Origin of the sequence: Pedobacter duraquae, assembly GCF_004362245.1 — a bacterium.
Taxonomy (GTDB): Bacteria; Bacteroidota; Bacteroidia; order Sphingobacteriales; family Sphingobacteriaceae; genus Pedobacter; species Pedobacter duraquae.
In genome coordinates this window covers 581,970-593,566 of sequence record NZ_SNWM01000003.1, presented here as the reverse complement: position 1 = coordinate 593,566, position 11,597 = coordinate 581,970, and the positions used below count along the sequence as shown (strand labels likewise).

At 41.7% G+C, this 11,597-nt stretch carries 9 protein-coding genes; 5 read left to right on the top strand and 4 right to left on the bottom strand.

Annotation, left to right across the window (positions count from 1 at the left end; all coding sequences use genetic code 11):
* The first annotated feature begins 44 nt into the window (after window positions 1-44).
* Complete coding sequence (gene pruA / locus CLV32_RS14105; RefSeq protein ID WP_133556583.1) at window positions 45-1,679, top strand: L-glutamate gamma-semialdehyde dehydrogenase; 1,635 nt, start codon at window positions 45-47, stop codon at window positions 1,677-1,679.
* Between the two features lie 60 nt (window positions 1,680-1,739).
* On the opposite strand, the gene can is transcribed toward pruA, so the two are convergent.
* From can to CLV32_RS14090, 3 genes are all read right to left on the bottom strand, one after another.
* Window positions 1,740-2,417, bottom strand: a complete 678-nt coding sequence (can, locus tag CLV32_RS14100) for a carbonate dehydratase (protein ID WP_133556580.1) — start codon at window positions 2,415-2,417, stop codon at window positions 1,740-1,742.
* A gap of 7 nt (window positions 2,418-2,424) precedes the next feature.
* Window positions 2,425-4,032: a SulP family inorganic anion transporter gene (locus CLV32_RS14095; RefSeq protein ID WP_133556578.1), complete on the bottom strand. Its 1,608-nt coding sequence runs from the start codon at window positions 4,030-4,032 to the stop codon at window positions 2,425-2,427.
* Between the two features lie 113 nt (window positions 4,033-4,145).
* Window positions 4,146-4,484: a hypothetical protein gene (locus tag CLV32_RS14090; protein WP_133556576.1), complete on the bottom strand. Its 339-nt coding sequence runs from the start codon at window positions 4,482-4,484 to the stop codon at window positions 4,146-4,148.
* Window positions 4,485-4,611: 127 nt separating this feature from the next.
* Between CLV32_RS14090 and CLV32_RS14085 the strand changes: the two genes are divergently transcribed.
* From CLV32_RS14085 to CLV32_RS14070, 4 genes are all read left to right on the top strand, one after another.
* Window positions 4,612-6,153 (top strand): acyl-CoA carboxylase subunit beta, encoded by a 1,542-nt coding sequence (locus tag CLV32_RS14085; RefSeq protein WP_133556574.1) that lies wholly within the window; start codon window positions 4,612-4,614, stop codon window positions 6,151-6,153.
* Entirely contained in the window at window positions 6,153-7,316 is a 1,164-nt protein-coding gene (locus CLV32_RS14080) for an MFS transporter (RefSeq protein WP_133556572.1), read from the top strand. Before CLV32_RS14085 ends, CLV32_RS14080 begins: the two co-directional genes overlap by 1 nt.
* Before the next feature lie 85 nt (window positions 7,317-7,401).
* On the top strand, window positions 7,402-8,511 hold the full coding sequence (locus tag CLV32_RS14075) for a M42 family metallopeptidase (protein WP_133556570.1): 1,110 nt from the start codon (window positions 7,402-7,404) through the stop codon (window positions 8,509-8,511).
* A gap of 57 nt (window positions 8,512-8,568) precedes the next feature.
* Entirely contained in the window at window positions 8,569-9,468 is a 900-nt protein-coding gene (locus tag CLV32_RS14070) for a nucleotidyltransferase family protein (protein WP_133556568.1), read from the top strand.
* Window positions 9,469-9,538: 70 nt separating this feature from the next.
* On the opposite strand, the gene dnaK is transcribed toward CLV32_RS14070, so the two are convergent.
* A complete protein-coding gene (dnaK, locus tag CLV32_RS14065; protein WP_133556566.1) occupies window positions 9,539-11,455 on the bottom strand; it encodes a molecular chaperone DnaK in 1,917 nt (638 codons plus the stop codon).
* Window positions 11,456-11,597: the final 142 nt, after the last annotated feature.

Genomic DNA, 11,597 nt, shown 5'->3' with positions numbered 1-11,597 from the left:
CTACAAAATAAAAAACTATCTTTGCATAAACAATAAGAATTACCATGCTTAAAGGATTTTTTAACGTACCAGTACCGGTAAATGAGCCTATTTTAGGGTATGCTCCCGGAAGTAAAGAACGTGAACTGCTCAAGGCTGCTATAGCTGATGCGCGTTCTAAACAAATTGATATTCCAATGTATATTGGAGGAAAAGAAGTACATACAGCAGATAAAGGAAAAGTAACACCTCCACATGATCATCAGCATGTGTTAGGCCAGTATAGTAAAGGTGATAAAAGCCATGTACAGTCAGCTATTGATGCTGCATTGGCGGCGAAAGCAAATTGGGAAAACCTCGCCTGGGAACACCGTGCAGCTATATTTTTGAAAGCTGCCGACCTGATTGCAGGACCGTACAGATATAAATTGAATGCAGCAACCATGCTTGGCCAATCAAAAAACGCCTACCAGGCAGAAATTGATTCCGCTTGTGAGCTAATCGATTTCCTGCGTTTCAACGTCAGCTATATGTCTGACATCTATAAACAACAACCTCCAGTTTCTCCAAAAGGTGCCTGGAATAGAGTTGAACAACGTCCTTTAGAAGGATTCGTGTTTGCATTAACACCTTTTAACTTTACAGCTATCGCAGGTAATCTGCCTACGTCAGTAGCACTAATGGGTAACGTTGTGGTTTGGAAACCAGCAAACACACAAATATTTGCTGCCAATGTATTGATGCAGATCTTTAAGGAAGCTGGTCTGCCTGATGGTGTAATTAACCTGGTATATGTATCAGGACCTGATGCGGGTGAAGTTATTTTTAACCACCCTGACTTCGCAGGTATTCACTTTACAGGATCTACAGGCGTTTTCCAGGATATCTGGAAAACAATTGGAAATAACATCCATAAATTCAAAACTTACCCTCGTATTGTAGGTGAGACTGGTGGTAAAGATTTTATTCTTGTTCATGGATCTGCAGATCCTGAAGTATCAAGTACTGCCATCTTAAGAGGCTCATTTGAATATCAGGGCCAGAAATGCTCCGCCGCTTCACGCGTCTACATTGCCAAAAGCGTGTGGCCTGCCATTAAAGAATTTATGATCCGCGACCTGGCCACTTTCAAAATGGGTGGCACTGAAGATTTCGGCAATTTCATCAACGCTGTAATTGATGCCAACTCGTTTAACAAACTGGCTAAATATATTGATGCTGCTAAGGCTGACAGCAGTGTAGAGATTATAGCTGGTGGTAACTATGACAACAGTAAAGGATACTTTATTGAACCGACAGTTTTAGTGGTTCAGGATCCAAAATACACAACGATGTGCGAAGAGCTTTTTGGCCCGGTATTAACTATCTATGTATATAATGACGAGGCTTATGCCGAAGTATTGGAAACGATCGATGGAACTTCTATCTACGCATTAACCGGTGCCGTGATTGCTCAGGATCGTTATGCAATTGAGCAAGCTACACATGCACTACGTAATGCTGCCGGTAACTTTTATATCAATGATAAATGTACCGGTGCAGTTGTTGGTCAGCAGCCATTTGGTGGTGCCAGAGGGTCTGGTACTAATGACAAAGCTGGCTCTATGATTAACTTGCTACGCTGGGTGTCTCCACGAACAATCAAAGAAACATTTGATCCACCAAAGGATTACCGCTATCCTTTTTTGGCTGAAGATTAATAAGCATAAAAAAAGCTCCCGGAATTCCGGGAGCTTTTTTTATGCAATATCGACGAGGTATTAGTCTTTAGGAAGTGCCGTTACCTTAAACACCGTAGACAGGTGATCATTAGACTCGCAACTTACTTCAAGATCTTTAATAATTCCTGATTTAAGGCTGTAAACCCATCCATGTAGAGAAAGCTTCTTGCCGTTGCTCCAACGATTCTGCACTATAGAAGTTTTAGTCAGGTTAAATACACCTTCAACTACGTTAAGCTCTACCAGACGCTCAGCTCGTTTTTTTTGATCAGAGATCATATCGAGCTCATGGTAATGCAAGCGGTATGTATCTTTGATGTTTCTGAGCCAATTATCTATAATGCCATATTGTTTATTACCTAACGCAGCTTCTACTCCACCACAACCGTAATGACCACATACAATTACATGCTCAACCTCTAGCACGTTAACGGCATAATCAAGCACACTCAGCATATTCATATCTGTATGCACAACAACATTGGCAATATTGCGGTGAACAAAGATATCACCTGGGTTGGTATTGGTAATCTGATTGGCGGGTACGCGACTATCTGAGCAGCCTATCCATAAAATTGGTGGTTTCTGCCCCGCGGCAAGGCGATCAAAATACTGCGCATCCTCTGCAAGCGTTGCAGCTACCCAGTCTTTATTTCCCTGGAGTAATCCCTCGTATGTTATATTTTGACTTTCCGTCTGTTGTAATTTAGCGCACATAATAATTTTAGTTATTGATTTTATCTTCGATTATTTTGGTGTTCAATTTCGGTACGATGTAGCGATCTTTGATCTGCTCTAAGGTAACGATAACACCTTTTGTATAAGCATTATGCTTAAAATTAAAAATTGTTTCTAAAACGTCCGGATCAATATAACGGGCATTGGAGCCGTCTATGATCACGTTAGTCTCAGTTGGAATATTTGTTAAAACTACCTGAATAGCTGCTTTATTGAGAAAGGATACCTCTTCTGCAAGTGTAATCCTTAAATTCTTCTTATTACCCTCTTCGGTAATCCTATAGAAAAAAGGATTTCTCATATTGGTACGTAACATGTAGAAAATAGAAACAAGCATACCTACAGCAACACCCTTGAGCAAATCGGTAAACAATACCGCAACAATGGTAACTACAAAAGGAACAAACTGATCCCATCCCTTATGATACATATGTTTAAATAAAGCAATACGCGTTAGTTTATAACCAGTTACCAATAATATTGCCGCCAAGCATGCTAAGGGGATCATATTGATCAAACCAGGGATAAATAGCAGGGAAAGCAACAACCAGCAGCCGTGAAAAACAGCCGACATTTTAGTCCGCGCTCCTGCTCCGGCATTTGCAGAACTTCTGACAATTACTGATGTCATTGGCAACCCACCAAGCATTCCACTTGTGATATTACCGATACCCTGGGCTACAAGCTCCCTGTTGGTTGGAGACACTCTTTTTATAGGGTCTATCTTATCAATCGCTTCAATACTCAATAAGGTTTCCAAGCTGGCCACGATAGCGATCGTACCTGCAACTACCCAAACCTCTTTGTTTTTGATTACGGAAAAATCAGGCATATTGAAAAGACCTGTGAACTCAGCCCATCCGCTAACTATAGGAATGGTTACCATCTGTTTAGGATCCAATGCGAAGTTCGTTGATTTAAATAACCAACTCAATACTATTCCAATCACTACAACAACTAGCGGCGCAGGAACGCTGCTCAGTGCTTTTACTTTAGGCCACACGATCAATACAGCGATAGAAAGCATACTAATCACGATAGCCGCCAGGGTAAAATGGCTCAACGCACTGTTAATTGCCGAGAATGTATTTTCATGATCCTTCTGAAAAAAACTTTCATCACCCAGGAAATCTGAATCAACTCCCAACGCATGGGGTAGCTGTTTAAGAATTAAGATCAGACCGATAGCTGCCAGCATACCTTCGATTACACTGGAAGGAAAATAACTCCCTATAGTCCCTGCTTTTAACAGACCCAGGATAACCTGTATCACTCCAGCTAATACAACCGCCAGCAGAAATGCCTGATAGCTCCCGAGATGAGCTATCGCTCCAAGAACAATCACTGTCAAACCTGCTGCTGGCCCACTAACGCTGAGCTGAGACCCGCTTACTGCGGCAACAACAATACCACCGATGATACCGGAAACAAGTCCGGCAAACAATGGTGCCCCCGAGGCCAGCGCAATCCCCAGACAAAGTGGTAAGGCCACCAAAAAAACGACTATACTCGACGGAAGATCCCGTTTTAAATTCTTTTTTAAAATATATTTTTTCACATCAAGTCCCGAAAAGACTGAGTTCCCTTTTTCCATAATTTCTGATCGCTTGACGCCAAAAAACTACCGGCATCCCTGCCAGTCGCAATCAGCGCTTAAAATAAACTACACGTAATAATTGCGGCCTCAAAAAGGCCTGCTAAGAAATTTTACACCAGATTAGGAGGCGGTGTTGGAACTGAAGGATGGTATGGGTTTACATACCTCTTGTTGTGGTCTAAGAAACTACTGCTGATTCCGAAATGGTAGATCACAGGAATATAGGTGCACGAATATTGAAAATCGATGATTTTATAATCAACGTATTTCAAAATCTTACCGCTATCCCCATCAGCTCCATGTTCAAGCTCGATCTGCATGATCACAGAATTTACGACGTCTTTATCCATATGCGCCGAAAAACAAGGCGACAAGGATATGATCATCTTCGCACTAAAGATGCTCAGAAAGGATAATACGATAAGTAATCTGTACTTTCTTAAAGACATACGTTATTTATACTGATTCAAAAATAGCTCCCTGATCTGGTAATCAAGAAAAAAAAAGTAAAAATTTTCTAATAACTTTTTAAAGGAAGCCAATAACTGTATTTTAGCATGGTTAGCTATAGAGATAATGAAAACCAAAATAGAACTGCTAAAGGATAAAATCGCTCAGGCAAATGCTGCTGGCGGACCTGCCAGAGTGGAAAGTCAACATAAAAAAGGAAAACTTACTGCACGAGAACGCTTGCATTTTTTAATGGATGAAGGCACCTTTGAAGAAATAGGAATGCTGGTTACGCATAGGAGCACAGATTTCGGCATGGAAAAAGAGAAATACTATGGTGATGGCGTAGTAAGCGGCTACGGCCAGATCAATGGCCGTTTGACCTATGTTTTTTCTCAGGACTTCACCGTTTTCGGCGGATCGCTGTCTGAAACACATGCCGAGAAAATCTGTAAGATCATGGACATGGCGATGAAAAATGGCGCCCCCCTCATTGGATTGAACGATAGTGGCGGTGCCAGGATTCAGGAAGGTGTAGTTTCTTTAGGCGGCTATGCTGATATTTTCTATAAAAATGTGCAGGCATCGGGAGTGATCCCGCAACTCTCCGCAATCATGGGCCCTTGTGCCGGTGGCGCTGTATATTCTCCTGCTATCACAGATTTTATTCTTATGGTAGAAAATACGTCTTACATGTTTGTTACAGGACCCAATGTGGTCAAAACAGTGACACACGAAAATGTGACATCGGAAGAATTAGGTGGTGCATCCACGCATGCAGAAAAATCTGGTGTTACCCATTTTGCATGTGCCAATGAAATTGAAGCGATAAACCACCTCAAAAAACTGCTTAGCTATATGCCGCAGAATTGCGAAGAAATCCCATCGAATCTTCATTATACTGCCGCCGAAGAAATCCGACCTGAGCTGAATGACCTCCTGCCAGAAAATGCAAATCAGCCCTACGATGTCAGAACAATAATTGCGGCAATAACCGACGAGGCCAGCTTTCTGGAAGTTCACCAGGCTTATGCAGAGAATATCGTTGTTGGCTTCGCGCGACTTGCCGGCAGAAGTATCGGTGTGGTAGCCAATCAGCCGGCCTATCTGGCAGGTGTGCTCGACAATCATGCATCTACAAAGGCTGCCCGTTTTGTACGCTTTTGCGACTGCTTTAACATTCCGCTCCTGGTGCTTGAAGATGTTCCGGGATTTCTCCCGGGAACAGATCAGGAATGGAATGGCATTATTACTAATGGCGCCAAGCTACTATATGCCTTTAGCGAAGCTACAGTACCGCGGATCACTGTAATTACCCGGAAGGCATATGGCGGAGCATATGACGTAATGAATTCTAAACATATTGGTGCAGATATGAACTATGCCTGGCCTACAGCGGAGATTGCCGTAATGGGAGCCAAAGGTGCTGCTGAGATTATCTTTAAAAGAGAGATCAGTACAGCTGAAGATCCTGAACAAAAGTGGCTGGAAAAGGAAAAACTATATGCTGATATATTTGCTAATCCCTACCGCGCAGCGGAGCGGGGATTTGTAGACGAGGTTATAGAGCCCGCTCAAACACGAAAAAAATTAATCAAAGCTTTCCAGATGCTGGAAAATAAAGTCGTTAACACCCCCAGAAAAAAACACGGGAATATCCCGCTATAATGAAATTAAGCAAAGCAGATATTTTACTTATGGCCTTTTGTACAGGCCTTATCGTCGCGAACATTTATTACTGCCAGCCACTGGTTATTCTCATAGCAAAGGATTTTAATATTGCAGAGAGTTATGCGGGTCGAATTACCTATTTAACCCAGGGCGGCTATGCTTTAGGCCTCTTTCTTCTTGTCCCACTGGGAGATATGTTCGAGCGCAAAAAACAGATCCTCGTGATTACCGGACTGGCCATCTGCGCACTACTTATAGCTGGCTTTGCCCATTCTTTTCTTGTACTTCAGATTGCCTGTGTATTGATCGGTGCCAGTTCTATTGTGCCACAGTTGATTTTACCCCTGGCTGCAAACTTAAGCAGCGATGAAAACCGCGGGCAAACCATTGGCGTAATCATGAGTGGCCTACTGATCGGCATCCTTGCTTCCCGTGCAATAAGCGGAAGTATAGGTTATCTTTGGGGCTGGAGAGCCATGTATCAGATCGCTGCCGGCTTATGCCTGCTCCTCCTGTTACTCATGGCAAAACGCTTTCCTACCAGCAAGCCTGCTTTTGCCGGAAATTATGGTCAGCTCATGTCTTCCATGCTGGCCTACATCAAAACACAGCCAGTTTTGCGCGAGGCATCACTAATCAACTTCCTCGCATTTTCCATATTGAGTGCTTTTTGGACAACAATGGTACTTTTTCTTGCCAATCCACCCTTCAATTTACAAACGCTACAGATTGGTCTTTTTGGAATTGCAGGAGCCGCAGGAGCCCTTGCAGCACCTTTAGTTGGTCGATTAAGTGATGGTCGTAACCCACGTCAGAATTTATTGATCGGACTGATTCTTCAGCTACTGAGCATACTCACATTTTATTTTACCGGTAACCACCTCTATTTGTTTGTGGTTGGTATTATTTTAATCGACATTGGTCAGCAGGCCATCCATGTAACCAATCAAACCCGGATTTATGCACTGGTGCCAGAGGCCAGAAACAGACTCAATACCGTTTTTATGTCGGTAAGTTTTGTCGGTGCTTCCTGCGGATCTGCCATAGGCCTTTACTTATGGGATCTTGGAAAATGGCCCTTGTTTTGTCTGGGTACAGCATGCGTCATCATTTTGAATATGCTGATCTACAAATTTTACAGTAAAAAACAACCGGCCTGATAAATGTCATGCTGCGGTATATCTTATAAACCGCGGTTGTTGCTTGATCATGAGTTTATATATTTGCTACACTTAATAAAATAAAATGGCTAAAAAAGAAAATAAACAGAAACATGTTTCTGTCGTTACTAAAAAGTCTCTTCAGTTTTTTGAAGCATACATAAATAACCCATCCCCGACAGGATTTGAATATCCTGGTCAGAAAATGTGGTTGGAATACCTAAAACCATACATTGACGAAAGTTTTATTGATAATTATGGTACTGCGGTGGGCGTAATCAACCCGAAAGCAGAATTTAAAGTAGTTATTGAAGCTCATGCTGATGAGATCTCCTGGTTCGTGAATTATATCACTTCAGACGGACTTATTTATGTAATCCGCAATGGAGGCTCTGATCATCAGATTGCCCCCTCTAAACGTGTTAATATCCATACTGATAACGGCCTGGTTAAAGCAGTATTCGGCTGGCCAGCCATCCACACCAGAAGCGGAGAAAAAGAAGAAGCGCCAGCATTAAAAAACATCTTCCTGGATTGCGGATGTACCAGTAAGGACGAAGTCGAAAAACTAGGTATCCATGTTGGTTGTGTAATTACCTATGAAGATGAATTCATGGTCCTTAACAACAGATATTATGTTGGTCGCGCTTTAGATAACCGCGCAGGTGGTTTTATGATTGCCGAGGTTGCACGCTTGCTTCAGGAGAACAAAAAGAAACTCCCATTCGGTTTATATATCGTGAATTCTGTACAGGAAGAAATTGGTTTACGCGGTGCGGAGATGATTGCACACCGTATTAAACCTAACGTAGCCATTGTGACTGATGTTACGCATGATACCACCACGCCAATGATCAATAAGATTACCCAGGGAGATCTTGCCTGCGGAAAAGGACCTGTGGTTTCATACGCACCTGCAGTACAGACTAACCTAAACAGGCTCCTGGTAGAAACAGCTGAAAAGAACGACATTCCTTTCCAACGCCAGGCTTCTTCTAGATCTACAGGTACAGATACTGATGCATTTGCTTACTCCAATGGAGGTGTTCCTTCAGCATTAATTTCATTGCCGCTGCGTTACATGCATACTACAGTGGAAATGATCCATACTGAAGATGTTGATAACGTGATCAAGTTAATTTATGAAGTATTGCTGAATATTAAAAAAGATCACGACTTCACTTATAAAAAATAACAAACATTTTATAGCCCTTGATATCCCTAATATCAAGGGTTTTACTATTTTAGCACTATGAAACCAACCTTACTAATATTAGCTGCTGGAATGGCAAGTCGCTATGGCAGCATGAAACAAATTGACGGATTTGGTCCGAATGGTGAAACTATTATTGATTACTCCATCTACGATGCGATTCAAGCTGGATTTGGTAAAGTAGTTTTCATCATCAAAGAAGAATTCCTTGAAAGTTTTAAATCTATTTTCGAACCTAAACTAACTGGCAAGATTGAAATAGACTATGTCTTTCAAAATTTCGACCTTAAGCAGTTCGGTATAGACACTGAAATCGAACGCGCAAAACCATGGGGAACTGCCCATGCTGTGTTGGCAGCCAGACATATCATCAAAGAACCGTTTTGCGTAATCAATGCTGACGATTTCTACGGATTAGATGCTTACCAGAAAATGGTAAATTTCCTGACCAATGAGGTTAACGGAAGCAACTACTGTATGATTGGCTACGAGATCGGCAAAACGCTATCTGAATATGGATCTGTATCAAGAGGCGTTTGTCAGGTCGACAATACAGGTAATCTGGAAGAAATCAACGAACGCACCAAAGTGTATAAAGACGGCGATGCAATCGTGTACGAGGAAGATGAACAGAAATTTCCTTTAGCAGTTGATACCCGGGTATCAATGAACTTCTGGGGCTTCACTCCCGAAATCTTTCATACCACCCTGGAATTATTCAAAGAATTTGCGGAGAACAACAAGGAAAATCCAAAATCCGAATTTTTCATTCCATTGGTAGCAGAATATCTGGTTAAATCTGAAAAAGCAGACTTCAAAGTGGTGCCTACAAGCAGCCAGTGGTTTGGAGTAACCTATAAAGAAGATAAGCCAATTGTGCAGGCCAGTATCGATCAATTGATTAAAGATGGAACCTATCCTGAAAATCTTTGGAACTAATTAAGTTCCTTATAAAACAAAAAAGGCTCCTGGAAAATCCAGGAGCCTTTTTTATTAGAGATTGAGCAGCTTATTTGCTGTCGTCTTTTACTTCTTCAAAGTCTACATCTGTAACGTTGTCGCCACCGTTGCCAGCTTGTTCAGCTCCTGGCTGACCTGCACCACCTTCTGGTTGCGCGCCGTCCTGACCAGCTTTGTACATTTCTTCTGAAGCAGCATTCCATGCATTTTGCAATTCTTCCTGAGCAGCATCGATATCAGCAAAGTTTCTCGCAGCATGCGCATCTTTCAGTTTTTTCAAACCTTCTTCGATAGGCGCTTTTTTATCTGCAGAGATTTTCTCACCGAATTCTTTCAATTGTTTCTCAGTAGAGAAGATTAAAGCATCTGCACCATTGATTTTTTCAGCTTCTTCTTTAGCTGCTTTATCAGCGTCAGCATTTTGCTCAGCTTCTTCTTTCATCCTTTTGATTTCTTCGTCAGTCAAACCTGAAGAAGCCTCAATACGGATTTTCTGCTCTTTACCAGTTGCTTTATCTTTAGCAGATACATGCAGGATACCGTTTGCATCAATATCAAATGCTACTTCTACCTGAGGAACACCACGTGGTGCTGGTGGAATACCATCCAAAATGAAACGTCCGATTGTTCTGTTCTGAGCTGCCATTGGACGCTCACCTTGTAAGATGTGAATCTCAACAGAAGGTTGATTATCTGCAGCAGTAGAGAAAGTTTCTGCTTTTTTAGATGGAATAGTTGTGTTAGACTCAATCAATTTAGTCATTACACCACCCATAGTTTCGATACCTAAAGAAAGTGGAGTTACATCAAGTAACAATACGTCTTTCACTTCACCTGTTAATACACCACCTTGGATAGCAGCACCGATTGCTACAACCTCATCAGGGTTTACACCTTTAGAAGGTTCTTTACCGAAGAATGCTTTAACAGCTTCCTGAATCGCAGGAATACGAGTTGAACCACCTACCAAAATGATTTCATCAATATCAGTAGTTTTCAAACCAGCATTTTTCAAAGCAGATTTACAAGGATCGATCGTACGTTTGATCAGGTCGCTTGCCAATTGCTCAAATTTAGCACGACTTAATGTTCTAACAAGGTGTTTAGGTCCTGTTGCATCAGCTGTGATATATGGCAAGTTAATTTCTGTAGATGTTGTGCTTGACAATTCAATTTTAGCTTTCTCAGCAGCTTCTTTTAAACGTTGTAAAGCCATTGGATCCTGGTTAAGGTCCATACCATTCTCTGATTTAAATTCTGCAGCTAACCACTCAATAATAATGTGGTCAAAGTCATCACCACCAAGGTGTGTATCACCGTCAGTAGATTTTACTTCAAATACACCATCACCTAATTCAAGTACTGAAACATCATGTGTACCACCACCGCAGTCAAACACAACAATTTTCATGTCTTTGTGTGCTTTATCAAGGCCGTAAGCAAGGGCTGCAGCAGTAGGCTCGTTGATAATACGTTTAACAGTCAAACCAGCGATTTCACCAGCTTCTTTTGTAGCCTGACGTTGTGCATCATTGAAGTAAGCAGGAACCGTAATAACGGCTTCTGTAACCTCGTGACCCAAAAAGTCTTCAGCTGTTTTTTTCATTTTCTGCAAGATCATTGCAGAAATCTCCTGAGGAGTATATTTGCGGTCATCGATTTCAACACGTGGTGTGTTGTTATCACCTTTAACAACTTTGTAAGGTACTCTACCTGCTTCTTTACTAACTTCAGCAAAGCTGCTGCCCATAAAGCGTTTGATTGAGTAGATAGTTTTTGTAGGGTTGGTGATCGCCTGACGTTTAGCCGGCTCACCTACTTTGCGCTCTCCGTTTTCTGCAAATGCAACGATAGAAGGCGTAGTACGTTTACCCTCACTGTTGGCTATAACTACAGGTTCGTTACCTTCCATTACGGCTACGCAAGAGTTTGTAGTTCCTAAGTCTATACCAATAATTTTTCCCATTTTATTTATTTCTTTAATGTTTTACTAATTCGATATTTGCTACTAAACAAGGGTTGTGCCAATTGCAAATTGGCAGACGATTGGCATTCTATGCCAGAATTAGTCTGCTAAAATGTAAATATCCACTACTCAAACCTCTGAC

Bases quoted from the DNA above. Each gene is read 5' to 3' on its own strand.
- CLV32_RS14070 (WP_133556568.1), top strand. From the start codon at position 8,569: ATGAAACCAACCTTACTAATATTAGCTGCTGGAATGGCAAGTCGCTAT.
- CLV32_RS14080 (WP_133556572.1), top strand. From the start codon at position 6,153: ATGAAATTAAGCAAAGCAGATATTTTACTTATGGCCTTTTGTACAGGC.
- CLV32_RS14090 (WP_133556576.1), bottom strand. From the start codon at position 4,484: ATGTCTTTAAGAAAGTACAGATTACTTATCGTATTATCCTTTCTGAGC.
- pruA (WP_133556583.1), top strand. From the start codon at position 45: ATGCTTAAAGGATTTTTTAACGTACCAGTACCGGTAAATGAGCCTATT.
- CLV32_RS14075 (WP_133556570.1), top strand. From the start codon at position 7,402: ATGGCTAAAAAAGAAAATAAACAGAAACATGTTTCTGTCGTTACTAAA.
- CLV32_RS14085 (WP_133556574.1), top strand. From the start codon at position 4,612: ATGAAAACCAAAATAGAACTGCTAAAGGATAAAATCGCTCAGGCAAAT.
- dnaK (WP_133556566.1), bottom strand. From the start codon at position 11,455: ATGGGAAAAATTATTGGTATAGACTTAGGAACTACAAACTCTTGCGTA.
- can (WP_133556580.1), bottom strand. From the start codon at position 2,417: ATGTGCGCTAAATTACAACAGACGGAAAGTCAAAATATAACATACGAG.
- CLV32_RS14095 (WP_133556578.1), bottom strand. From the start codon at position 4,032: ATGGAAAAAGGGAACTCAGTCTTTTCGGGACTTGATGTGAAAAAATAT.